This is a genomic window from Williamsia sp. z71 (assembly GCF_059553375.1).
In genome coordinates this window covers 225,750-248,820 of sequence record NZ_JCANWX010000009.1, presented here as the reverse complement: position 1 = coordinate 248,820, position 23,071 = coordinate 225,750, and the positions used below count along the sequence as shown (strand labels likewise).

Genomic DNA, 23,071 nt, shown 5'->3' with positions numbered 1-23,071 from the left:
CGCCAAAAGTTGCTCCTATGTCAAGCGGCGGCGGTCTGAATGGCTCGTGGTTGGGGCGCAGTGTCGGTGATCAGGCGTTGATAGACGGTGCGGACCAGGCGGCGTCGGAGTGCTCGGAGGGCTGCGGTGGTGGAGTCGCCGGCGGCGCGGCGTTTGCGGTAGTAGGTGTAGCCGTCGCTGTCTTCGAGTCGGGTTTGGGTCAGGGCGATGCGGTGCAGGGCGGTGGTGAGTTGTCGGTTGCCGCAGCGCGGTAGCCGGACGCGGCCGGCGGTGTTGCCGGACCAGACCGGGATGGGGGCGGTGCCGGCGTAGTTGGCGTAGGCGTCGGCCGAGTGGAAGCGGGCGATGCCGGCGGTTTCGCCGACGATTTTGGCTGCGGTGAGTTCCCCGCAGCCGGGTAGCTGTAGTAGCGAGGGAACCAGTTCGCGGACTCGTTTGCCGATCTCGGTGGCCGTGGTGTTGATCCGGGTGGTCAGGGAGATGATCTCGTCGAGTTCTTCGCGGGCGATGTCGGCCAGCAGTCCGGTCTCGGTGGCCAGCTGTGCGGCGAGGATCTGTTGGTGTTTGTGCATGCTCAGCGAGCGTGGTTTGGGGGCGTAGGCGGGGTTGATTTCATGGACTCGCCACAGCAGTCGGTTGATTGTTGAGGTGCGTTGTGCGACAAACACTTCGCGTCGATCGACTAGTAGACGTATCTCGCGGGATCGGGGGTCGGCGCCGGCGGCGGGCAGGTTCGGTTCGCGCAGCACTGCCCGCGCGACGGCCAGAGCGTCGATGGGATCTGATTTGCCGCGGGTACGTGCCGAGGCACGGGTGTGGGCCATCATTTTGGTGGGTACCCGCACGGCGGTCTGGCCGGCGGTGAGTAGGTCGCGTTCGAGGCGGGTCGACATCTGTCGGCAGTCTTCGATGCCCCAGAGCAGGTCGGTACCGAACTGGGTGTGGGCCCATCGCATCGCGGCATGATGGCCGGCGGTGGTGGCCGGGGCGGTGAGTTGGCCTAGCTTTTTGCCGACGGGATCGACGGCAACAAATGTGTGTGAGCTCTTGTGTACATCGACTCCAACTACAACCATGGTGGTTGCCTCCTGATTTCAGAAACAGGGACCAGGGACGGTTGGGCCGGTCGGTGGGCAATCCTCAGTTGGGGGCGTTGCCACGCTCCTATCAAGCCACATCGGCCGGTCCTTCCCACCTGGTGTTGGCATAACTTTTGCAAGACCAGACATGCGCATCAATGCGATGCCGGCAGGCACATCAAGAGCCAAACACCAGGTGACCAGGACCCAACCACCGCTCAGGCGGCAACACAAGAGTCACACTGAGGGCACATCATCGGGGGGCCGGTAGCCTGGGCCGGTGCTGACTTTTCCGAATCCCGTCAACGAGTACGCCGCGCGGTCGACGGCGGGCCTGGTCGTAGTGCTCGCCGTGGTGGCGATCGTGGTCAACAATCCCGTCGTGTACACGCTGCTGGCGATCGGGTTCGCGCTGCGGGTGGCCTCGGGCCCCACGCTCTCACCGTTCGGACAACTCTCCGTGCGGGTCATCGCACCGCACCTGATCAAGAAGACGAAGCTGGTCCCCGGTCCGCCGAAGCGTTTCGCTCAGACCATCGGACTCGTCTTCAGTGGGTCGGCGTTGATCCTGTCGCTACTCGGCCTCGGAGTGGCGGCCCAGATCGTGACCGGACTGCTCGTGGTTGCCGCACTTCTGGAATCGGTCCTCGGTTTCTGCCTGGGCTGCACCGTCTTCGGCTTCCTCCAGCGGGCCGGCGTGATCCCGCAGAGCGTCTGCGAGGCCTGCAACAACATCTCGCTGCGCACGCCTGTCAGCCAGTAACCCCCCACCCACAGCCGGCAAGCGGGTCACTGCGCGGTCGGGTCCGCAGCTGCACCTCGCACGGATTCGTGCAGGACGCGCGCCATGCGGATGAAGTCCTGCCGCTCAGCCGGGGCCAACGGCGCCAGGATCTTTTCTTCCGCGCGTTGAATCGACGACTGGGTCCGATCCCGAAGCTGCTGCCCCTCCGCGCTCAGGGCCACCAGACGGACGCGACGGTCGGCCGGATCGGGTCGGCGCGTGATCATCCCCCTGCCCTGCAGGTTGTCCAAGATCGGGATCAGCCGCGATTTGTCTGCGCCGATGGCACTTGCCAGCGCCTGCTGGGTCCGGACCGGACCGTCCCCGAGCTCGAGCAGCACAGAATATGCCCACATGGTGAGGTCGTTCTCGGCCAAAATCGGTTCCTCGACCTCGATCAGCGCGCGGACCACCGGAAACAACATCGCTGCCAGATCTGGACGCGGTTGCTCAGTCATGTACCCAAACTATCCCCTCAGGCCTATTCGTAAGCAGTACGCATACGATATGATCATGCATATGAATTCCCTACTGATCTCACACAGCCAAGCGATACAACTCACCATCGACGCCGCACGACCGATCACCCCCGACCAGCTGACGCGACAAACCCCCTGCGCCGAGTGGGATCTGGAGCAGCTCTTGGACCACATGACCGTGCAAAACAACGGTTTCGCAGCCGCCGCCGCCGGCAACGGTCACGACGACGCACTCTGGGCCACCGGAACACCGCGCGGCGATCCGGTCAGCGACTACCTGACGTCGGCCGCCGTGGTGACCGAGGCATTCACTCAGCCCGGCGTTGCCGATCGTCACTTCGCCCTGCCGGAGCTGTCGCGCGATCGGACCTTCATCGGTTCACAGGCGATCACCATGCACCTGGTCGATTGCTTCATCCACGCCTGGGACGTCGCCCGGACCGTCGGTCGTCACATCGAACCGGACCCGAATTTGACCGATCTCGCGCTACGAATCGCCGAGCAGATCCCAGATACCAACAGCCGCAGGCAATCCGGTTCCCCGTTCGGGCCACGGATCGGCCCCCCGGCCGACGCGACCGCGCTGGACCGGACGCTGGCACTACTGGGGCGCTCACCCCGGTGGCCGTCGACCTGAGCCCGCTCACCCGCCCCCGGCATCCACCTGCCACAGGCACCAGCCTACGAACGTCGTCAGCCGACGTTGAACAGCGAGAGTGCAATCCCGTCGAGGATGTCATGTTCGGAGACAACGAGATCGGTGATACCGGTCCGCTCCCCGATCATCTCGGCGAGTTCGAGCGTCACCAGCGATCCACCGCCGATGACGTCGACGCGGCCCGGGTGCATCGGCCCGAGTACAGCCCGCTCCGCACGCGGCATCCGGACCAGACCCCAGCACACCTGCGACAACCGGTCGAAGCCGATTCGGGAGAGATGAATCCGCTCGGAGTCGTATTCCGGCAGCTCTGCGGCCAGGGCGGCCAGGGTGGTCATCGTTCCGGCCACACCCACAAACGTCTTTGCGCCGTCGATGTCGACATGCGAAAAGGCTTCGCCCAGAAGCGATTTGATGACCGAGATGGCATCGGCGATCTCGGCCTCGGTGGGCGGATCGCTGTGCAGGCAGCGTTCGGTCAGCCGGACACAACCGATGTTGGCCGAATACGCAGCGTGCACGCCATCGCTGTCACCCATGACGACCTCGGTCGAGCCACCACCGAGGTCCACAACCACGAACGGACCCTGCGCGGGGTCGAGGTCGCCCACCGCACCGGCAAAGCTCAACCGGGCCTCTTCGTCGCCCGAGATCACCTCGGCGACCGCACCCGGTACCACCGCGCCCAGAAGGTCACGCGTCATCGCAAAGAATTCGTCCCGGTTGACGGCGTCCCGGGTGGCCGAAGTGGCCACCATCCGAACCGCCCCGACACCGTGCGATTGCATGACGGTCACGTAGTCGGCCAGGGCCACGCGGGTGCGTTCGATCGCCTCGTCGGCGAATGCGCCGGTGGCGTCCACGCCCTGCCCGAGACGCACCACCCGCATCTCGCGATGCAGATCGATCAGTCCGTCGTTTCCTGCGGCAGCGACCAACAACCGGATCGAATTGGTGCCACAGTCAACTGCCGCGACAACCTCGGTCATGAATCCTCTTCGCGGGCAGGTAGTTCCGGCCAATCCGCCGGAATTGCACTGCCGCGCAGACCGGCCGCGGCAGCCAACGAGACCGCCTCGTCACCAAACGGATTGAGGCCGGGGCCCTTTGCCAGAGAGTGGGCGATCAACACGTGCAGGCACTTGACGCGGTCCGGCATCCCGCCGCCGGTGAAGTCGGTACCCAACGATTCGATGGCGTCGCGTTCGGCCAGATACGACTCGTGAGCCCGGCGATACTGCGCCGCCAACTCCGGATCCTCGGCCAGCCGGGCCGTCATCTCCCGCATCACCCCGGCCGATTCCTGCCGACTCGCCTCGGCGGTCAGCCGCGGGTCGGTCAGGTAGTACAGGGTGGGAAACGGTGTGCCATCGGGCAGGCGCGGCGCGGTCTTGACGACCGCCGGCCGACCGTCGGGAGTGCGGTAGCTCACCTCGAGCACCCCGCGCGGCACCCGCCCGAGCTGCTTGGCGATGACGTCGAGATCATCTTGGGAGACCTGCTGATTGGATTCTGGGTTACTCATTTTTTCTCGGGCACAGATACGGACTCCCACAGGTTGGTGTACCAGGGGTTCTGTGCCTGCTTCTCCGCCTCACGCTCTTCGTCCGTCTTGCCCGGTGGTTCCGGGTACTGCATCACCAAGGGCTTCTCCCCTGGCATCACAAACTGCAATCGCTCGCGCGCCTGCGCCTCGATGTAGGCCGGGTCACTCTGCTCGGCGACCTTCTCTTCATAGTCCCGAACCTCTTGCTCGAGTTGCACAGTGCTTGCCCGCAACTCGTCGAACTCGGTCTGCTGTGAAAAGTACGTCCGCATCGGCACCGCCAGCGACAACGCCAGCAGACTCAGGACCGCGGCGAGTACCACCGCGCGCTTCGGATTGATCGCCTCCCACCGCGACGACAACGCTGCCGCGGTCCGCGGCAACGTCATCGTCGGTGAGGCGGACGCTCGCGATGCCGCACGGGCCCGGGTAGGGCCGGGGCCGCCGCGACTGCGCGACCCCGACCGAGCCGGTCCATGCGCACCGTCCGCCTGCCCACGGCCGCGCTCACGCCGGGATCCGTCTGGCGATCCCGTTCGGCGACTTCGTCTTTCGGCCATGGTTTAGGCGTCCATCAACTTTCGGTGCGGCTCAGCCCTCGAAGGAGAACCGCGGGAAGGCGAGATCGCCGGCATAGCGGGCTGCGTCTCCGAGGCCCTCTTCGATGCGGAGCAACTGGTTGTACTTGGCAACGCGCTCGCTGCGAGCCGGTGCACCGGTCTTGATCTGTCCACAACCACACGCCACTGCCAGATCGGCGATGGTCGTGTCCTCGGTTTCACCCGAACGGTGGCTCATCATCGTCTTGTAGCCGCTGTTGTGTGCCAGCGCCACGGCGTCGAGGGTCTCGGTCAGTGTGCCGATCTGGTTGACCTTCACCAGGAGTGCGTTGGCCGCACCGCGGTTGATGCCGTCTTCCAGACGCTCGGGGTTGGTGACGAACAGGTCGTCGCCGACCAGCTGGACCTTGTCGCCGATGGCCTCGGTGAGCGCGATCCATCCATCCCAGTCATCCTCGGACAGCGGATCCTCGATGGAGACCAACGGGAACTCGGTGAGCAGTTCGGCATAGAACTCGGCCATCTGCGCTGCCGTACGGATGCTTCCCTCGAAGGCGTAACCCTTGCCCTCGGTGTGGAACTCGGTGGCGGCGACGTCGAGCGCGAGCGCAACGTCGGTACCCAGCTTGAGACCGGTGTTACCGATGGCCTCACTGATCAGCTCCAACGCCGCACGGGTCCCGGCGATGTCCGGCGCGAAGCCGCCCTCGTCACCGAGACCGGTCGACAAGCCCTTGGACTTCAGGACGGACCGCAGCGAGTGGTACACCTCGGCGCCCCACCGCAGGGACTCCTTGAACGTCGGCGCCCCGATGGGCGCGACCATGAATTCCTGGACGTCGACACCGGTGTCCGCGTGCGCGCCGCCGTTGACGATGTTCATCATCGGGACGGGCAGGATGTGCGCGTTGGGTCCGCCCACGTAACGGAACAACGGGAGTCCGGCCGACTCGGCAGCACCCTTGGCCACGGCCAGGGAGACACCGAGCAGTGCGTTGGCACCGAGGCGGGACTTGTCGGGGGTTCCGTCGAGGTCGAGCAGGGCCTGATCGACCAGTCGCTGATCGTCGGCCTCGATACCGATCACGGCAGGCGCGATCTCACCGAGGACGGCCTCCACGGCCTTCAGGACACCCTTGCCGCCGTAGCGATCGCCACCGTCGCGGAGTTCCACTGCTTCGTGCTCACCGGTCGAGGCGCCCGAGGGCACCGCCGCGCGGGTAAATGTTCCGTCGTCCAGAACAACTTCGACCTCGACTGTCGGGTTACCCCGCGAGTCCAGAATTTCGCGGGCTCCGACCTGATCGATGCTGGCCACGGCTCATCTCCTTCAGATGTTGATCACTGCACGTTCACGCCCGCACCGAGAAGGTGGCGCGTATCGCCTTAGAGCCTAATGCCCAACCCAGCCAGATAACGATTGCCGCACCGACGTCGATGCAGATGCGATCTGCACAGAAAATCTCAGTACGCGACGTTCACCGAGTAGGCGTTGGCATGGTCGCGGACGTCGAGGACGTACTGCATCGAGTTGTTGTAGACCTTGACCGCCTTCTCCCAGCCCTCGGGGGTGGTCAGGTCGCCACCGGAGACGCAGAGGTAGCGCGCCGCGGACAGCGCGGCGTCATCGATGTTGTCCACATCCACCACCCCGTCACCGTTGGCGTCGACGCCGAAGCGTTCCCAGGTCGCCGGGATGAACTGGAACGGACCCATCGCCCGGTCGAGCACATCGTCGCCGTCGAGTAGTCCGCCGTCGGTGTCGGTGATCTTGGCGTTGCCCGCCGTCCCGTCGAGCGGGACACCCCGGATCTCCGGCGAGACGTCGCCGCTGGCAGCGATCTGTGCCCCGCGATACTGACCGTGTTTGCTCTCCACCCCGGCGATCCCAGCGAGCGTTGTCCAGGTGATACCGCATTCGGGGTGTTGCTGCCGCTGGATCTCCGCCGCATTGGCGTACGCCTCGAGGGCGACGAGCGGGATCCGGCTCTCCTCGGAGATCGGGGTCGCCCACTCACGCACCAGCTCGGCGGTGCGGCCGGGCGCATTGATGTCGAAGTAGGGCACGGGCGCCCCCGGGTTGGGCGGGATGCCCTCCGGGATCACCACGTCCGGCTTGGACGGAAGATCGAGGCATCCGGCGGTCGCCGCCATCACACCCACGGCGACACCCACGACCGCCAACCGCCGGCTCATCGTTCGCCGATCACTTCGCGGCTCTCGCCGACGCCCACGCACCACCGTCATCCTCACTTCGTCACCATCGACCCACCACTTCGAGTGGGGTCCCCATTCCACTGTGCCCGACCACGCCGCGCTTGCCCGGTACCGAATCGCCGAACGACACACCGAGCCTGGGTGAGCTTTGTCCGATTTGCCCGAATGCCCAGGTCGCAGCGGGTGAGGGCACAAAGTCCCCAACATGTCCCAACTCCACAATTACCCCTCGGAGTTCCCCGGATTCCGTTGTACAGTCGCGTCTTAGGCAACCCGACCCTAACCAGGCTCGAAGACAGAGGGAGCACAGTTGTACGTCGCTGACGCCGGTTCGGCACCCTCGGTGGCGACCCAGTTGTTCGGGAGCGGGCTCATCGGTCTTCGCGAGGGACTCGAGGCCGGGATCGTCGTGATGATCCTGGTCGCTTTCCTGGTCAAATCGGACCGGAGGGACGCCCTCAAGTGGGTGTGGCTCGGCGTGGGTTCCGCGATCGCGATGGTGCTGACCATCTTCGCCGTCATCCACTACGGCACGTCGACCGTGACCGGCCTGACCGCGGAAGCCATCGCCGGCGTCACCTCGTTGGCAGCGGTGGCGATCGTGACCTTCATGGTGCTGTGGATGCGCACGGCAGCGGCGTCCATCTCCGGCGAGCTCAAGGAATCGATGGCCCGCGCACTGGAGGTCGGCGCGGGCGCGGTGGTGCTGTTGTCATTCCTCGCCGTGGGACGAGAAGGTGTCGAGACCGCACTGCTGATGGTCGGGTACGCCGAGAACACCTCGGGCAGCAACTGGCCGCTGGTCGGGCTGGTGCTCGGAGTCGTCATCGCCGTGATCGTCACGGTGCTCCTGTATCACGGTGCGGTCCGGATCAACTTTCAGAAGTTCTTCACCTACACCGGAGCGTTTCTGGTGGTGGTCGCCGCGGGGATGCTGGCGTACGCGATCCGGGCACTGCAGACCGTGGGATGGCTGCCCGGGCTGTCGAACACCGCCTTCGATGTCACCGCACAGTACGACCAATCATCCTGGTACGGAACCGTTCTGGCCGGCATCTTCAACTTCCGGCCCGATCCGACGGTGCTCCAGGTCCTCGGCTGGGCCGCCTATCTCCTGATCGTGATGACCTTCTTCCTCTGGCCCCGTAAACCGGCGCCGGCCAGACCGCAACAGACACCCGTCACCGCCTGATCCCCCACCTTGAGAAAGGCTCCACCTCCACATGAACCCCACCCGATCCGCCAAGGCGGTCGCGTTGCTGTGCGCGGCGGTCATCGGCCCGCTCGCCCTGGCGGCCTGTACCGACAAGACCGAGGCCTCCGAAGGCGATATCGCCGTCACCTCGACCGATTCGAGCTGCGATCTCGCCACCACGGATGCCGAGACGGGGAACGTGTCGTTCAATGTCACGAACAACGGCAACAAGATCACCGAGTTCTATGTGTACGGCAACAACAATCGCGTCCTCGGCGAGGTCGAGAACATCGGGCCGGGTCTGACCGGCAAGCTGACGGTCGAGATCGTGGAGCCGGGCACCTATCAGACAGCCTGCAAGCCCGGTATGGTCGGAACCGGTATCCGTGAAGAGCTGAACGTGACCGGTGAGACCAAGGAGAAGGCAAAGATTCCGGCCGATGTCGAACAGGCCAAGGCCTCCTATCTCGACTACGTCCGCGGGCAGGTCAACGGTTTCGCTGATCAAACCGCCGTGTTCGTCGCGGCGGTCAAGGCCGGTGACCTCGACGCCGCTCGGGCGCAGTTCGGTCAGACGCGTACCTTCTACGAACGCATCGAACCGGTTGCCGAATCGTTCCCCGACCTCGATCCCGCGATCGACATGCGCTGGGACGACACCGAAGACGGCGCCGCCCCGTTCACCGGGTTCCATCGCATCGAACGCTTCCTGTGGGCACCGCAGACCAGCGACATCGGCGAGAACCCCGGTGATGTGAGCCAGGCCGACTACGACAATGCGCTGGCGACCGACAACAAGGCCGAAGCCGACAAGGCGGCCGACGAGTTGCTGGCAAACGTCAACGCGCTCAAGGCCGAAGTCGACAAACCCGACTTCGTCTTCGAGACCGGTTCGTTCGTCAAGGGCCCGCAGGCACTGATCGATGAGGTCGCGGCCACCAAGGTCGGCGGCGAGGAGGACCGCTACAGCCACACCGACCTGTGGGACTTCGCCGCCAACGTCGACGGATCCGAAACCCTCATCGCAGCGATGCAACCCATCATCGCGGCCAAGAACCCCGAACTGATGGACAAGATCACCGCACAGTTCGCGGCCGTGCGCGCATCCATCGAGGAGTATCAGACGGCGGACGGGTATCAGTCCTACGACCAGGTCCCCGAAGAGGCCCGCAAGGCGTTCTCCGATCAGATCGACGCACTCTCGCAGTCGCTGTCGCTGGTTCCCGGGTTGGTGATGACGCAATAGTGACCGAACCAGAGGGCACCGCACCCACCCCGGACCAGCCGAGCGAGCGCACCGGCGTCAGCCGTCGCGCGGTGCTCGGTGCCGCCGGGGTGGGTGCGGCCGCCGTGGCAGCGGCCGGTGGTCTCGCCGTCGGCCGCGCCACCGCATCCGAACCGAGCGCCGACCCGGCCGATCACATCGTCCCGTTCTACGGATCACGCCAGGCCGGCATCGTCACCGAGGCCCAGGACCGACTGCACTTCGCGGCGTTCGACGTGATCACCGACAACCGCGACGAGCTGGTCGAAATGCTCAAACGGTGGACGGCGGCCGCCGAGCGCATGACCAGGGGTCTGGACACCGTCGAGGATGGCGCGCTCGGGATGGGCGATTACACCCCGCCGGCCGACACCGGTGAGGCCCTGGGCCTGACGGCGTCGTCGCTGACGATCACCATCGGATTCGGGCCCGGGCTGTTCGGTCCCAGCGCCGCGAACCCGACCGGCTCAGACCGTTTCGGTATCGCCGACCGCAAGCCGGCTGCGCTCACCGACCTTCCGGCGTTTGTCGCCGATGCCATCGAGCGTTCGCGCAGCTTCGGCGACATCGGCGTACAGGCCTGCTCCGACGACCCCCAGGTCGCCGTCCACGCCATCCGCAATCTGGCCCGGATGGGGTTCGGGGTGGTCAGTGTGCGCTGGTCCCAGCTGGGGTTCGGACGCACGTCGTCCACCACCACATCGCAGGCCACACCGCGAAACATGTTCGGGTTCAAGGACGGAACCGCGAACATCAAAGCCGATGACACCGAGGCGCTCGACACACACGTCTGGGTTGCCGCCGGCGACAACCCGCCGGCCGCCCAGTGGATGACCGGTGGTTCATATCTGGTGGCCCGGCGGATCCGGATGGACATCGAACCCTGGGACCGGGCGATGTTGCTCGAACAAGAACAGATCGTCGGACGTTTCAAGGGCAACGGCGCACCACTGGGAAAGGTCGACGAGTTCGACGAGATGGACTTCAACATCGGCGACGGCGCCGGACCACTCGTCCCTCGCAATGCCCATGTGCGCCTGGCCCATCCGGACAATCTCGGTGGGGTGCGAATCCTGCGTCGCGGCTACAACTTCACCGACGGTTCCGACGGGTTCGGACACCTCGATGCCGGCCTGTTCTTCATCGCGTACTGCCGGGACGCCCACACCCAGTTCGTCCCGATGCAGCGGGCCTTGGCCTCCAAAGATGCAATGATGGAATATCTGATGCACACCGGGACGGCCCTGTTCGCCTGTCCCCCAGGCCTATCCGAGGGTCAATACTGGGGCCAGCACCTCTTCGAATGAACGCCCCCACACCCCGATAGTGTGCCCTTTTGGCGGCGACCACCTGGGCTTTTGTTCGCCAAAAGGGCACACTTTCGGGAGTTGCGGGGGGGTCAGCGGGGGAAGTGAGTGCGCCAGATCTCGGCGGTTTTGGGTTCGCCGGCCGGGGCGGCGGATTCGGCACTGCGAATGTCGGCCATGAAGGCCAGGACATTGCGGCGCAGCTGATCCTCGACGCTGGGGCCGTCCGCGGTGATCCGCACCTCGGTGACATCGGCGGGGATCAGATCTTCTGGAAAGTCTGCCGCAGCAAGCCTTTCGAGCACCTTCTGGGTCAGGGCCAGCGACGGCTGATTGGTGGCGATACCGTCGAGCACCGAACCGCGCGCCTTCTCGGCCGCCTTCCGCGTCTCCCACTCCTCGAGCTGGGTCTGCAGATCGATGCGCTCGCCGCTGAGCACACCCTGGGTACGCGCCGAGACCTTGTTGGTGAAAGCCCTTGCCACATCGTCGATGTCGAAGGGGTCCTCGTCGCGGTCCGCGGCGATCCGCGCATGGAACAGCACCTGCAACAGGATGTCGCCGAGTTCTTCGAGCAGATGATCACGGTCGCCGGAATCGATCGCGTCGAGGAGTTCGTAGGTCTCCTCCACCAGATACCGGCGTAGCGACTCGTGGGTCTGGTCTCGCTCCCATGGCCCGTCCAGGCGCAGCCGGTCCATCAACTCGACCGACGCCAGCAACTCCCAACCGCTCGGTGGCCGTTCGGTGGCGCCGACGTCTTTCGCCTGATCAGACATCGGCACCCTGCCCGGCATCGACCCGCATGTTGACGCTGCCCGGATTGCGCCCGTCGATGACCAGCAGCAGATCCGCGACCACCTGGACCAGTTCGACGTCGCGCACCCGGTCACTGCCCACACCACCGGTGCGCGGTATCGGGATCCCGACCACACCGGTCGTGCCGCGATACGTCGCCGACGGATACATCCGCTTGAGCCGAACCTGTTGCGAATCGAGCAGTTTGAGCGGCGACACCTTGAACTGGTTGCCCGCGATCCCGACCTCGGTGACACCGAGCTGGCGCGCCAGCAGACGCAACTTCGCGACGGAGACCAGGCGCAGCACCTCTTCGGGCAGCGGGCCGTAGCGGTCGAGCAGTTCCTCGACCACACCGGTGAGCTCGTCATCGGTGGTCGCCGACGCGAACTTGCGGTACGCCTCGAGTCGCAGACGATCGGAATCGACATAGTCGGGCGGGATATGCGCATCGACCGGGAGATCGACCCGCACCTCCTTCTCCTCCTCCATGGCGATCGGCCGGCCGTCGGCGGCAGCACGGTAGGCCTCGACGGCTTCACCGACCAGCCGCACGTACAGGTCGAAGCCGACGCCCGCGACGTGTCCGGACTGCTCGGCACCGAGCACGTTGCCCGCACCACGCAACTCGAGGTCCTTGAGCGCCACCGCCATACCCGCACCGAGGTCGTTGTTCTGCGCGATGGTCGCGAGCCGCTCGTGTGCCGTTTCGGTGAGTGGCTTGTCGCCGTTGTACAAGAAGTACGCGTATCCGCGTTCCCGGCTTCGACCGACGCGTCCGCGCAGCTGATGCAGCTGCGACAGACCCAGGACCTCGGACCGGTCGACGATCAGGGTGTTGGCGTTGGAGATGTCGAGACCCGTCTCGATGATGGTCGTACACACCAGAACGTCGTACTCACGGTCCCAGAATCCGGTGACGGTGCGTTCGAGGAGGTCCTCCCCCATCTGTCCGTGCGCCACGACGACCCGGGCCTCCGGCACCATCGCCCGGATCGCAGCCGCCGTCTTGTCGATGGTGCTGACCCGGTTGTGGACGAAAAAGACCTGTCCGTCACGCAGCAGTTCACGCCTGATCGACGCCGCGACCTGCTTCTCCTGGTACGGACCCACGTAGGTGAGCACCGGATGCCGCTCCTCCGGAGGAGTCAGGATCGTCGACATCTCGCGGATGCCGGCCATCGACATCTCCAGTGTTCGTGGGATCGGTGTCGCCGACATGGTGAGCACGTCGACGTGTGTCCGCAGCGATTTGATGTGCTCTTTGTGTTCGACACCGAAACGCTGCTCTTCGTCGACCACCACCAATCCGAGGTCTTTCCAACGGATTCCGGTGGCCAGCAGACGGTGGGTTCCGATGACGATGTCGACCGTGCCATCGGCCATCCCCTCGACGACCTTGCGGGACTCGGCCACATCGGTGAACCGCGACAGGCCCGCGATCGTCACCGGGAACTCCTGCATCCGCTCGGTGAAGGTCTGCAGATGTTGTTGCGCGAGAATGGTTGTCGGAACGAGAACGGCCACCTGCTTACCGCTCTGCACGGCCTTGAACGCCGCCCGGACCGCGATCTCGGTCTTGCCGTAACCCACATCGCCGACCACCACGCGGTCCATCGGGACCGGACGTTCCATATCGGCCTTCACCTCACCGATGACGGTCAGCTGATCCATCGTCTCGGTGAATCCGAAGGCATCTTCCATCTCGCGCTGCCACGGGGTGTCGGGCGCGAACGCGTAACCCGGAGCGGCATGCCGGGCCGCGTACAGCTGCACCAGCTCGCCGGCGATCTCGCGAACAGCCTTGCGCGCCTTGCGCTTTGTGTTCTGCCAGTCCGAGCCACCGAGTTTCGACAACGAGGGCGTCTCGCCACCGACATACCGGGACAGCTGATCGAGCGAGTCCATCGGGACGAACAGTCGGTCGCCGGGGTGACCACGCTTGCTCGGCGCATATTCGATGACCAGGTATTCACGCCGCGCCCCGCCGATGGTGCGCTCGATCATCTCGACGAACTTGCCGATGCCGTGCTGATCGTGGACCACCATGTCACCGGCACTGAGCGCGAGTGGGTCGACCTGGTTGCGTCGCTTCGCCGGGAGCCGGCGACCATCCTGGGCTCCGGTGATCCGGGCGCCGGTGAGATCGGATTCGGTGATGATCACCAATTCCGCATCGGGCAACACCAATCCCGAGGACAGCGAGCCCCGCAGGACCGTCACCATCCCCGGCTCCGGGGTCGCCCCTGAATCACCGTGGCGCACCGGAACTTCGGCTTCACCGAGGCGTTCGACGATGCGGTCGGCGGTTCCGGCGCCGGCAGAGACCACCGCTGCCCGGCCGCCGGAGGCGACATGCGCCCGCAGCCCGGCGAAGGTCTTGGCGATTTCCTTCTCGTCGCCGCGTGGCGCCGGGCCCGGGGTCAGTTTCAGCTCGGTGCCGATGCCGATCGAGCTGTACGACCACCAGGTGCGCTGCGCGGCGAGGGTCTGTTCGTGTACCTCATCCAGTGAGCGGTACGAGCTGTCCTCGAGATGCAACAACCCGAGGTCGATCGGCGCCAGCCCGCCGCCCCCGGCCGCGGTCCACGACGCTTCGAGGAACTCGGCACCGGTCCGGGCGAGATCCGACGCCCGCGTCCGGACTTTCTCCGGATCGAGGATGACCACATGGGTACCGACGGGCATGACCTCGGTGAGCAGTTGCATCTGTCCGGGGACCAGTGCCGGGATGAGCGCTTCCATCCCCTCGGTAGAGACGCCTTCGGAGAGTTTGGTCAGCATCTCGACGACCGACGAATCGGCGGCCATGTCGACCGCGAGGTCGGCTGCCCGGGCGCGCACACCCTCGGTCAGCAACAGTTCGCGGCAGGGATGGATGTGGACGAGCTTCATGTCGACTTCGGGCTGGCTGCGCTGGTCGGCGACCGAGAACGCCCGTTGCTCGGTGATCTCGTCGCCCCAGAACTCCACGCGAACCGGGTAGTCGGTGGTGGTCGGGAACACGTCGAGGATGCCGCCGCGGACCGCGAACTCGCCCCGTTTTCCGACCATGTCGACGCGGGTGTAGGCCAACTCGACCAGCTTGGAGATCACACCGTCGAAGTCGGTTTCGGCGCCTTCACGCAGGGTGATGGAGTCCAGTTCACCCAATCCGGGGGCCAGTGGCTGCACCAGGGAGCGAACTGTTGTCACCACCACCTTCAGCGGTGGGCCGAAGCTCTCGTCATCGGGGTGCCGGAGCCGGTGCAGGACCCGCAACCGCTGACCGACGGTGTCCACCGACGGCGACAACCGCTCATGGGGCAGCGTCTCCCACGACGGGAACTGCGTCACCCGCTTACCGATGATGTCGCGCAGCTGTGCGGTCAGTTCATCGGATTCGCGTCCGGTCGCGGTCACCACCAGCAACGGCTTGGCTGCGGCAGCGGCGAGCGCGGAGACGAGGAACGGTCGCGCCGCCGGCGGTCCCACCAGTTCGAGTTCAGGGGCGTCGAGTTGTCCGGTCACCCCCGTCAGCGCGGCGTCAGAGGCGGCGATCTGGGCCAAACCAGATAGCTGTCCGGTGAAAATTGCAGCAGAGGGCCCAGTCACACGAACAGTTTACGGGTGCGCCCCGACAGCGGTGACCACGAGCACCTGATGTTCGCCTGAACGACACGCCGCGACGCTGATGGGCCTCGTCGCCGACCCCGGCCCGGGTGGTGCGATCGGTTGATCATCGAAAGGGACGAACCGGTCGACTTGCCGGCACATTACTGTGACTGCATGAAGTCACGCTGGTCGGCAGCCAACCTACCGCGCCTGGACGGTAAACGAATCGTCGTCACCGGCGCGACAAACGGCCTGGGCTGGGAGACCGCGCGGGGCCTGGCGCGAGTCGGTGCGGATGTGGTCCTCGCGGTTCGCGACGTCGACCGCGGCAAAGAACGGGCCGCCGAGATCGCTGCCGACACCCCCGGTGCGCACGCCGAGGTGATCGAACTCGATGTCGCCGATCTGTCGTCGGTATGGCGTTGCGCGGCCGGTCTCGGTGACATCGACGTCCTCGTCAACAACGCCGGTGTGATGGCGCGGGAACACAGCTTCACCGTCGACGGTTTTGAAACATCGTTCGGCACAAACTTTCTGGGCCCGTTCGCGCTGACCAATCTGCTCTTGCCCCGGATCCGGGACCGGGTGGTGATCGTGGGCTCGAGTTCCCACAAGACCGGGCAGATCCATCTCGACGATCCGCATTTCGAGCGGCGCGCCTGGAGTCGTCCGGCAGCGTATGCCCAATCGAAACTCGCGGACATGCTCTGGGGACTCGAACTCGACCGCCGGCTGCGCAAGTCGGGGTCGTTGACCAGCACCGCCATCTCGCATCCGGGGTGGGCCACCACCGGGATCCTCGGCGTCACCGGTTTGCGGGCGATCGACAGCGTCATCTCGGGTGCGGGCCGGATCCTGGCCAACACACCGGCCGAAGGTGCTGCGATCACCATGCGCGCGTTGACCCCGGACATCCCGTCGGGGTCATACGTCGGCCCGGACGGGCCCTTCGGTCTGCGCGGCGGCCCGGTGCTGGTCGGACGATCCGCGGCGGCCTGCGACATCCGAACAGCGGGATTGCTCTGGGAACTCGCCGAGTTCGCAACCGACACGAGGTACCGATTGTGACCATCACCGTCCGGCCGGCCACCGCGCCCGACTGCGTCGATGTCGCCGCCATCTACAAGCACTACGTGGACAACACGGTGGTCACCTTCGACTATGTGCCACCGACCGCCGCCGACTGGAAGATCAAGCGCGCCAACCTGATCTCCGAGCATTTTCCCTTTTTGGTGGCCGCGGACGAGAACAACGTGGTGGTCGGGTTCGCCTATGTGGCCCACTACCGGCCCAAGCAGGCGTACGCGTGGACCGTCGAGAACACCATCTACCTGAGCCCGGCGTATACCGGCCAGGGGTACGGGGCGACACTGTTGACCGGACTTCTCGACGCGGTCAAGGAGTCACCGGCCCACCGCGTCGTGTCGGTGATCGCGGACATCCCCGGTTCCGGTTCGGTCCCGCTGCACGCCAAAGCCGGGTTCTACGAGGTCGGGCGTCTCCGGCGGATCGGCTACAAACACGGTTCCTGGGTGGACTGCATCGTGATGCAGTACGACGTCGTCGATTCGGACCGGCCCCCGTTTTGATCCGGCAGCGATTCGCCACCGGGGAACAAAACGGACCGAGGTCCGGTTGAAGGGATCATGTCCGTGACGCGCATGCCATCCCTGTTTCTGAGCCATGGCGCTCCCCCACTGGTGGACGACGCCCGCTGGGTCGGTGAGCTCGAACAATGGTCGGCGGACCTGCCAACACCCACCGCGATCCTGATGGTGTCGGCGCACTGGGAGTCGGCGCCGCTGACCATCGGCGCCACCGATTCCACCGTGCCACTGACCTACGACTTCGGCGGCTTCCCCGAGCACTACTACCGCGTGCGTTACGACGCGCCCGGTGCTGTCGATCTCGCCGCCCGGATCGAGGCATTGATGCCTGACAAACAGCCTGTCCGCCACGATCGCAACCGACGTCTCGACCACGGCGCCTATGTCCCGCTGACGGTGATGTATCCAGAGGCACAGATCCCGGTCCTGCAGATCTCCCTGCCGACTCTCGATCCGCAGCAGCTCCTCGACCTCGGCCGCCGGCTCAGGCCACTCCGAGATGAGGGTGTGCTGATCATCGGTTCGGGCTTCACCACGCACGGTCTGCAGTTCCTGCGCGACATGCGACCGAACGCCATCCCACCGTCGTGGTCCAGGGAATTCGATGCCTGGGCGGGCGAGCGCTTTGCCGCCGGCGACGTCGAATCGCTGATTCGATTCCGTGAGTTGGCGCCGGGCATGCCCTACGCGCATCCGACGGTCGAACACTGGTCACCGCTGTTCGTCGCCCTCGGCGCCGGCGACGACCCGGAACAACAGGGCGATCAGGTCATCGACGGTTTCTGGATGGGCCTGAGCAAACGCAGCCTGCAGCTGGCCTAGGTCGATCGCCCATCGGACTCGGACGGCTCGCTCGGCTCGACGAGGTGCGGGTCGTCCTCGAGGTTGACCAGGCCGTTCCAGCACAGGTTGACCAGATGGGCCGCGACCACCTCTTTCGAGGGCTCCCGCACGGCGAGCCACCACTGCGCGGTCGACGTGACCATCCCGACCAGGGCTTGCGCATAGAGCGGCGCCAGGGCGGGGTCGCGGCCGCGCCGCTCGAAATCAGAACCCAGGATGTGCTCGACCTGACTGATCGCATCGTTGAGCAGACTCGAATACTTGCCGGCATCGCCGGCCGTGGACGAGCCGCGCATCAGGATCTGAAAGCCGTCGGTGCGATCTTCCATGTAGGTCAGCAGCGCCAGCGCCACCTGCTGCACGCGGTACCGCGACCGGTTCTTGCTGAGCGACGAGGTGATCATCTCGAGCAGGGTTTCCATCTCGCGGTCGACGATCACCGCGTACAGACCCTCTTTGCCGCCGAAGTGTTCATACACAACAGGTTTGGAGACTCCGGCGCGCTGCGCGATCTCTTCGACCGCGGTGGCCTCGAAACCCCGTTCGGCGAACAGACCCCGGGCGACCTCGATGAGCTGATGGCGCCGCTGCGGACCGGTCATCCGGGCACGCGGTACCCGCTGCACCTGGTCTGCTTTGGTGGTCGGGCGATCAACGGTCATCGTCGCCTACCCCCTCGCAAAAATGGACATCGAGTCCAACTATATGCGGACCGCATTCAAATCAGTTCGAACCCGGCGCCGACGACTGGTGTCCAGATCTATTTGAAAGAGGGCATTCGACAAGAAGAAGCCCGAGAAAATCGTCGAATACGTGACGATCAGGCCGGCTGTTCGTCGCCGGTCTGGCCGGACTCGGTGTTGCCCCGCTCCGGGCGTTCCTGCTCGTCACCGTTCTGAGTCCCGTCCCCCTGTTCGGGTGCGGTGCCGTCAGGGAGCATCCGCCCCGGGCCACCTCGCATGTCGCCACCGCGCTGGTCGTCACCACGCAGGTCACCGAAGGGGCCGTTGCCACCGGGTCCACCCCGCAATTCCTGGCTCGTACTCGGACCGCTCGGGCCACCGTCGTCAGCGACGGTGAGGCCGATACCGAGTCCGCCCACCCCGAAGACGACCGCAATTGCGACCGCTCCGGCGACGAGTGCGCCACGTCCCTGATACCAGCGCGACGAACTCTGTGCCGGCGCTGCCGGATCCGCCGGCGGTTGTTCGCCGGCCGGGCGGGTCTGCTCGGTGGATCCGTCGGCGGTGGCCATCTGCTCGGTTACGGACTCGTCGTTCGAGACCCCCTTGTCGCCGGCAGGCCGGCCACCGGGTTCATTCTGGCTCTGAGAAGTTGGGAACTGTTGCCCAGACACGTTCATGCCCTTTCACTCTTCACCGACCCCTGTTGGTCAGGTGGATGACTCCACGATCACCATCGGGACTGGAAGTTGGCTGAAGGGTAGCTGTGAGTTAGCTGGAAACAGCGCGGGAATATCGAAGAGTGCTGACCGTCAACCGGATTCGGTAAGAGCTCCGCCACCAGGACTCGAACCTGGAATACCTGAACCAAAATCAGGAGTGTTGCCGATTACACCATGGCGGATTGCGCTCACGATTGTGCCATGAGAGTCATCAGAATCCACAACCGGCTCGCGACGCCCGACCCCACCTCCGGCGAACGAGCCGGTAATGCGAAGACGAGCCACAAATTTGTGGCTCGTCTTCGCATAGGTGGCTCGTTTGTGGTGGGCGGATGGGGTCAGTCGCGCGGACCGCCGGCGACGTAGATGACCTGCCCGGTGACGAATCCCGCACCTTCGCTGGCGAGGAATGAGACGGTGTGCGCGATGTCCTCGGGCTGACCGACCCGGGCGACCGGGATCTGGGACGCCGCTGCGGCCTTGTAGTCCTCGAACGGAACACCGACGCGCTCGGCGGTCGCCGCGGTCATCTCGGTCTCGATGAAACCCGGGCCGATGGCGTTGGCCGTCACACCGAACTTCCCGAGCTCGATCGAGAGGGTCTTGGTGAACCCCTGCATGCCCGCTTTGGCCGCGGAGTAGTTCGCCTGTCCACGGTTACCGAGGGCCGACACGCTCGACAGGTTGACGATCCGGCCGAACTTCGCCGCGACCATGTGCTGCTGCACCGCCCGCGACATCAGGAACGCGCCACGCAGGTGGACGTTCATGACCGAATCCCAGTCATCGACCGACATCTTGAACAGCATGTTGTCGCGGGTGATGCCGGCGTTGTTGACCAGGATGGTCGGGGCACCGAGCTCGCCGGCCACCTTCTCGACGGCCGCGGCGACGGCGGCCTCGTCGGCGACATCGGCGCCGACGGCGATCGCCTTGCCACCGGCATCAGTGATCGCCTTGACGGTGTCGGCACAACTCGACTCGTCGAGATCCAGGACCGCCACTGCATATCCGTCAGCCGACAGTCGTTTCGCGACCGCCGCCCCGATCCCGCGTGCCGCGCCGGTGACGATCGCTGTCCTCTGCTCGCTCACAAACAACTCCCTTGTCGTAGAACTACCGATGACGATCGCCAGGTGACCCACAACAACGGTCCGAACACCCTGCCGATGGTTCACCAGTTGTATCAAGCGCCTCCGAAAGGTGCGTAGGATCGGGCCGTTCCCCGATACCAACCGCCAAGGGAGTCCTATGTCCATGGCACCGAAATCCGCGCGCTCGGCCCAGCGGCCAACCGCCGTGATGGTCCTCGCCGCGGGCGCCGGCACCCGCATGAAGTCGGCCACCCCGAAGGTCCTGCACGCGATCGGTGGGCGTTCGCTGCTCTCGCATGCGTTGCATGCCGCATCCGGTATCGAGCCCGATCACCTTGTTGTCGTCGTCGGTCACGACCGCGAAAAGGTCGGCTCCGCCTGCGACGAACTCGCCGCCACCCTCGGCCGCGACATCCACATCGCCGTCCAGGAGCAACAGAACGGCACGGGCGACGCCGTGCGGGCCGGACTCGGCGCACTGCCCGACGACTTCGACGGCACCGTGCTCGTCACCGCCGCCGACGTCCCGCTCCTCGACGGCCCGACGCTCGGCGATCTCATCGCCGGCCACACCGCCGAGCCTGCCGCCTCAGTGACAGTTCTCACGTCGACCGCACCCGATCCGACCGGATATGGGCGCGTTCTGCGCACCCAGGACGGCGCCGTCACCGCCATCGTCGAGCAGAAGGACGCGACCGAACAGCAACGCCGCATCACCGAGGTCAACTCCGGTGTCTACGCGTTCGACGCCGCCACCTTGCGCGGCGCCCTGGCCGAACTGTCCCCCGACAACGCCCAGCACGAGCTGTATCTGACCGACGTCATCGAAATCGCCAACCGGCATTCAAAAGTGGTGCGCGCCAAGCACATCGAGGACGCCGCCCTGGTTGCCGGCTGCAACGACCGGCTGCAGCTGGCAAACCTCGGCGCCGAACTGAACCGGCGCGTCCTGGCCGGGCACATGCTCGGCGGCGTCACGATCATCGACCCGGCCACCACCTGGGTCGATGTCGACGTGACGATCGAGCCCGACGTGACCATCGCGCCCGGAACCCAATTGCACGGGCAGACAAGCGTGGCCACCGGCGCACAGATCGGACCGGACACCACACTGTCCGACGTCACCGTGGGCGCCGGCGCATCGATCATCCGAACCCACGCGTCGGAATCGATCATCGGCGCGAACACGCAGGTCGGACCTTTCGCATACCTGCGACCGGGCTCGGTTCTCGGTGAGGCAGGCAAGATCGGGACGTTTGTCGAAACGAAGAACGCGAACATCGGCGAGGGCGCCAAGGTGCCGCATCTGACATATGTCGGCGACGCGACCATCGGCGAGGGCACCAACATCGGCGCATCGAGCGTTTTCGTGAACTACGACGGCGTGAACAAGAGCCATACCACAATTGGGGCACATTGCCGAACCGGTTCGGACACCATGTTCGTCGCCCCTCTCAATGTCGGTGATGGCGTCTACACCGGAGCAGGTACCGTCTTGACGCAGGATGTGCCCCCTGGAGCCCTGGCGGTCTCAGGTGGGAAACAGAGAAATATCGACGGTTGGGTGCAGGCCAAGCGGCCTGGTACGCCATCGGCACAAGCTGCTGCCGATGCACTCTCCGCCACCGAGAACGTGCAACAAGAAAGTGACTCGCTGTGACCTGGACGAACACCCACAATCAGAAGAACCTCATGCTGTTCTCTGGTCGTGCACATCCCGAGCTGGCCGAAGCGGTCGCCAAAGAGCTCGACATCGAGGTGACCCCCCAAACCGCCCGCGACTTCGCCAACGGTGAGATCTTCGTTCGCTTCGAGAAGTCGGTGCGTGGCTCCGACGCGTTTGTCCTGCAGAGCTGCCCGTTCCCCCTCAACCAGCACCTGATGGAACAGCTGATCATGATCGACGCGCTCAAGCGCGGATCGGCCAAGCGCATCACAGCGATCCTGCCGTTCTACCCCTACGCCCGCCAGGACAAGAAGCACCGCGGCCGCGAGCCCATCTCCGCCCGCCTGGTGGCCGACCTCCTGAAGACCGCAGGCGCCGACCGCATCATCACCGTCGACCTGCACACCGACCAGATCCAGGGCTTCTTCGACGGACCCGTCGACCACATGCACGCCCAGGGCCAGCTGTCCGAGTACGTCAAGGGCAAGTACGGCACCGCCAACATCACCATCGTCTCGCCGGACTCCGGTCGTGTGCGCGTTGCCGAGAAGTGGGCCGACTCATTTGACGGCGCACCACTGGCGTTCATCCACAAGACCCGCGATCCGCTGGTGCCGAACCAGGTGAAGTCGAACCGGGTTGTCGGTGACGTCGCAGGCCGCACCTGCGTGCTGATCGACGACATGATCGACACCGGCGGCACCATCGCAGGCGCGGTCCAGGTCCTCAAGGATGCCGGTGCGGGCGACGTTGTCATCGCCACCACCCACGGCGTCTTCTCCGATCCGGCCGCCGAGCGGCTGGCCAACTGTGGCGCCCGCGAGGTCATCGCCACCGACACCCTGCCGATCGGGCCCGAGAAGCAGTTCGACAACCTGACCGTGCTATCCATCGCCCCCCTGCTGGGACGTACAATCCGCGAGGTCTTCGAAAACGGCTCGGTGACAAGTCTTTTCAACGGAAACGCATAGGAGT

At 65.4% G+C, this 23,071-nt stretch carries 21 protein-coding genes, 1 tRNA gene and 1 pseudogene; 10 read left to right on the top strand and 13 right to left on the bottom strand.

The genetic code is table 11. From position 1 onward, the window contains the following. Nucleotides 1-20: 20 nt before the first annotated feature. The gene (locus tag AC51GR_RS21885; protein WP_496323328.1) at nucleotides 21-1,076 is read right to left on the bottom strand and encodes an IS110 family RNA-guided transposase; all 1,056 of its coding nucleotides are present in this window, start codon (nucleotides 1,074-1,076) and stop codon (nucleotides 21-23) included. A 283-nt stretch (nucleotides 1,077-1,359) separates the two neighbouring features. On the opposite strand from AC51GR_RS21885, the gene AC51GR_RS21880 reads away from it, so the two are divergent. Beyond that, nucleotides 1,360-1,842, top strand: coding sequence for a DUF4395 domain-containing protein (locus tag AC51GR_RS21880; protein WP_496326752.1), 483 nt, complete (start codon nucleotides 1,360-1,362; stop codon nucleotides 1,840-1,842). A 26-nt stretch (nucleotides 1,843-1,868) separates the two neighbouring features. Here AC51GR_RS21880 and AC51GR_RS21875 read toward each other — a convergent pair whose 3' ends face one another. After that, the gene (locus AC51GR_RS21875; protein ID WP_496326751.1) at nucleotides 1,869-2,321 is read right to left on the bottom strand and encodes a MarR family winged helix-turn-helix transcriptional regulator; all 453 of its coding nucleotides are present in this window, start codon (nucleotides 2,319-2,321) and stop codon (nucleotides 1,869-1,871) included. Between the two features lie 61 nt (nucleotides 2,322-2,382). Between AC51GR_RS21875 and AC51GR_RS21870 the strand changes: the two genes are divergently transcribed. Beyond that, entirely contained in the window at nucleotides 2,383-2,979 is a 597-nt protein-coding gene (locus AC51GR_RS21870; RefSeq protein WP_496326750.1) for a TIGR03086 family metal-binding protein, read from the top strand. A 56-nt stretch (nucleotides 2,980-3,035) separates the two neighbouring features. On the opposite strand, the gene AC51GR_RS21865 is transcribed toward AC51GR_RS21870, so the two are convergent. The 5 genes from AC51GR_RS21865 to AC51GR_RS21845 all read right to left on the bottom strand — a co-directional run bounded on the left by AC51GR_RS21865 (nucleotide 3,036) and on the right by AC51GR_RS21845 (nucleotide 7,302). Then, entirely contained in the window at nucleotides 3,036-3,989 is a 954-nt protein-coding gene (locus AC51GR_RS21865; protein ID WP_496326749.1) for a Ppx/GppA phosphatase family protein, read from the bottom strand. Continuing rightward, nucleotides 3,986-4,525, bottom strand: a complete 540-nt coding sequence (locus tag AC51GR_RS21860) for a DUF501 domain-containing protein (RefSeq protein ID WP_496326748.1) — start codon at nucleotides 4,523-4,525, stop codon at nucleotides 3,986-3,988. Before AC51GR_RS21860 ends, AC51GR_RS21865 begins: the two co-directional genes overlap by 4 nt. Further along, nucleotides 4,522-4,935, bottom strand: a complete 414-nt coding sequence (locus AC51GR_RS21855; protein ID WP_496326747.1) for an FtsB family cell division protein — start codon at nucleotides 4,933-4,935, stop codon at nucleotides 4,522-4,524. The genes AC51GR_RS21860 and AC51GR_RS21855 overlap by 4 nt, the downstream gene beginning before the upstream one ends. Nucleotides 4,936-5,137: 202 nt before the next feature. After that, on the bottom strand, nucleotides 5,138-6,424 hold the full coding sequence (gene eno, locus AC51GR_RS21850) for a phosphopyruvate hydratase (RefSeq protein WP_496326746.1): 1,287 nt from the start codon (nucleotides 6,422-6,424) through the stop codon (nucleotides 5,138-5,140). A 146-nt stretch (nucleotides 6,425-6,570) separates the two neighbouring features. Next, nucleotides 6,571-7,302 carry a lytic transglycosylase domain-containing protein gene (locus AC51GR_RS21845; RefSeq protein WP_496326745.1) on the bottom strand — a complete coding sequence of 244 codons (732 nt, stop codon included), beginning with the start codon at nucleotides 7,300-7,302 and terminating at the stop codon, nucleotides 6,571-6,573. Between the two features lie 331 nt (nucleotides 7,303-7,633). Between AC51GR_RS21845 and efeU the strand changes: the two genes are divergently transcribed. The 3 genes from efeU to efeB are packed head-to-tail and all read left to right on the top strand — an operon-like array spanning nucleotide 7,634 to nucleotide 11,089. After that, nucleotides 7,634-8,515 (top strand): iron uptake transporter permease EfeU, encoded by an 882-nt coding sequence (gene efeU / locus AC51GR_RS21840; protein WP_496326744.1) that lies wholly within the window; start codon nucleotides 7,634-7,636, stop codon nucleotides 8,513-8,515. 31 nt (nucleotides 8,516-8,546) lie between these two features. Continuing rightward, nucleotides 8,547-9,764 (top strand): iron uptake system protein EfeO, encoded by a 1,218-nt coding sequence (gene efeO / locus AC51GR_RS21835; protein ID WP_496326743.1) that lies wholly within the window; start codon nucleotides 8,547-8,549, stop codon nucleotides 9,762-9,764. Further along, entirely contained in the window at nucleotides 9,764-11,089 is a 1,326-nt protein-coding gene (efeB, locus tag AC51GR_RS21830) for an iron uptake transporter deferrochelatase/peroxidase subunit (protein ID WP_496326742.1), read from the top strand. Before efeO ends, efeB begins: the two co-directional genes overlap by 1 nt. 92 nt (nucleotides 11,090-11,181) lie before the next feature. Here the strand turns inward: efeB and AC51GR_RS21825 are convergent. Both AC51GR_RS21825 and mfd read right to left on the bottom strand, forming a co-directional pair. After that, nucleotides 11,182-11,823, bottom strand: a pseudogene (locus tag AC51GR_RS21825) (nucleoside triphosphate pyrophosphohydrolase); the annotation flags it as partial. A gap of 37 nt (nucleotides 11,824-11,860) precedes the next feature. Continuing rightward, complete coding sequence (gene mfd, locus AC51GR_RS21820) at nucleotides 11,861-15,481, bottom strand: transcription-repair coupling factor (protein WP_496326741.1); 3,621 nt, start codon at nucleotides 15,479-15,481, stop codon at nucleotides 11,861-11,863. A 174-nt stretch (nucleotides 15,482-15,655) separates the two neighbouring features. Between mfd and AC51GR_RS21815 the strand changes: the two genes are divergently transcribed. From AC51GR_RS21815 to AC51GR_RS21805, 3 genes are all read left to right on the top strand, one after another. Then, nucleotides 15,656-16,549 carry an SDR family NAD(P)-dependent oxidoreductase gene (locus AC51GR_RS21815; protein ID WP_496326740.1) on the top strand — a complete coding sequence of 298 codons (894 nt, stop codon included), beginning with the start codon at nucleotides 15,656-15,658 and terminating at the stop codon, nucleotides 16,547-16,549. Continuing rightward, nucleotides 16,546-17,070 carry a GNAT family N-acetyltransferase gene (locus tag AC51GR_RS21810; protein ID WP_496326739.1) on the top strand — a complete coding sequence of 175 codons (525 nt, stop codon included), beginning with the start codon at nucleotides 16,546-16,548 and terminating at the stop codon, nucleotides 17,068-17,070. Before AC51GR_RS21815 ends, AC51GR_RS21810 begins: the two co-directional genes overlap by 4 nt. 72 nt (nucleotides 17,071-17,142) lie before the next feature. Next, nucleotides 17,143-17,910 (top strand): dioxygenase family protein, encoded by a 768-nt coding sequence (locus AC51GR_RS21805; protein ID WP_496326767.1) that lies wholly within the window; start codon nucleotides 17,143-17,145, stop codon nucleotides 17,908-17,910. Here the strand turns inward: AC51GR_RS21805 and AC51GR_RS21800 are convergent. From AC51GR_RS21800 to fabG, 4 genes are all read right to left on the bottom strand, one after another. Continuing rightward, nucleotides 17,907-18,593, bottom strand: a complete 687-nt coding sequence (locus tag AC51GR_RS21800; protein ID WP_496326738.1) for a TetR/AcrR family transcriptional regulator — start codon at nucleotides 18,591-18,593, stop codon at nucleotides 17,907-17,909. The genes AC51GR_RS21805 and AC51GR_RS21800 overlap by 4 nt on opposite strands. A 158-nt stretch (nucleotides 18,594-18,751) precedes the next feature. Then, complete coding sequence (locus tag AC51GR_RS21795; RefSeq protein WP_496326737.1) at nucleotides 18,752-19,294, bottom strand: hypothetical protein; 543 nt, start codon at nucleotides 19,292-19,294, stop codon at nucleotides 18,752-18,754. 152 nt (nucleotides 19,295-19,446) lie between these two features. Continuing rightward, a tRNA-Gln gene (locus AC51GR_RS21790) sits at nucleotides 19,447-19,518 on the bottom strand. A 156-nt stretch (nucleotides 19,519-19,674) separates the two neighbouring features. Continuing rightward, nucleotides 19,675-20,430, bottom strand: a complete 756-nt coding sequence (fabG, locus tag AC51GR_RS21785) for a 3-oxoacyl-ACP reductase FabG (protein ID WP_496326736.1) — start codon at nucleotides 20,428-20,430, stop codon at nucleotides 19,675-19,677. Between the two features lie 163 nt (nucleotides 20,431-20,593). On the opposite strand from fabG, the gene glmU reads away from it, so the two are divergent. Both glmU and AC51GR_RS21775 read left to right on the top strand, forming a co-directional pair. Continuing rightward, nucleotides 20,594-22,090, top strand: a complete 1,497-nt coding sequence (gene glmU, locus AC51GR_RS21780; RefSeq protein ID WP_496326735.1) for a bifunctional UDP-N-acetylglucosamine diphosphorylase/glucosamine-1-phosphate N-acetyltransferase GlmU — start codon at nucleotides 20,594-20,596, stop codon at nucleotides 22,088-22,090. Continuing rightward, on the top strand, nucleotides 22,087-23,067 hold the full coding sequence (locus tag AC51GR_RS21775; RefSeq protein WP_496326734.1) for a ribose-phosphate diphosphokinase: 981 nt from the start codon (nucleotides 22,087-22,089) through the stop codon (nucleotides 23,065-23,067). Before glmU ends, AC51GR_RS21775 begins: the two co-directional genes overlap by 4 nt. Nucleotides 23,068-23,071: the final 4 nt, after the last annotated feature.

Bases quoted from the DNA above. Each gene is read 5' to 3' on its own strand.
- AC51GR_RS21885 (WP_496323328.1), bottom strand. From the start codon at position 1,076: ATGGTTGTAGTTGGAGTCGATGTACACAAGAGCTCACACACATTTGTT.
- AC51GR_RS21875 (WP_496326751.1), bottom strand. From the start codon at position 2,321: ATGACTGAGCAACCGCGTCCAGATCTGGCAGCGATGTTGTTTCCGGTG.
- AC51GR_RS21870 (WP_496326750.1), top strand. From the start codon at position 2,383: ATGAATTCCCTACTGATCTCACACAGCCAAGCGATACAACTCACCATC.
- AC51GR_RS21865 (WP_496326749.1), bottom strand. From the start codon at position 3,989: ATGACCGAGGTTGTCGCGGCAGTTGACTGTGGCACCAATTCGATCCGG.
- AC51GR_RS21860 (WP_496326748.1), bottom strand. From the start codon at position 4,525: ATGAGTAACCCAGAATCCAATCAGCAGGTCTCCCAAGATGATCTCGAC.
- AC51GR_RS21855 (WP_496326747.1), bottom strand. From the start codon at position 4,935: ATGACGTTGCCGCGGACCGCGGCAGCGTTGTCGTCGCGGTGGGAGGCG.
- AC51GR_RS21845 (WP_496326745.1), bottom strand. From the start codon at position 7,302: ATGAGCCGGCGGTTGGCGGTCGTGGGTGTCGCCGTGGGTGTGATGGCG.
- efeO (WP_496326743.1), top strand. From the start codon at position 8,547: ATGAACCCCACCCGATCCGCCAAGGCGGTCGCGTTGCTGTGCGCGGCG.
- AC51GR_RS21815 (WP_496326740.1), top strand. From the start codon at position 15,656: ATGAAGTCACGCTGGTCGGCAGCCAACCTACCGCGCCTGGACGGTAAA.
- AC51GR_RS21805 (WP_496326767.1), top strand. From the start codon at position 17,143: ATGCCATCCCTGTTTCTGAGCCATGGCGCTCCCCCACTGGTGGACGAC.
- AC51GR_RS21800 (WP_496326738.1), bottom strand. From the start codon at position 18,593: ATGACCGTTGATCGCCCGACCACCAAAGCAGACCAGGTGCAGCGGGTA.
- AC51GR_RS21795 (WP_496326737.1), bottom strand. From the start codon at position 19,294: ATGAACGTGTCTGGGCAACAGTTCCCAACTTCTCAGAGCCAGAATGAA.
- glmU (WP_496326735.1), top strand. From the start codon at position 20,594: ATGGCACCGAAATCCGCGCGCTCGGCCCAGCGGCCAACCGCCGTGATG.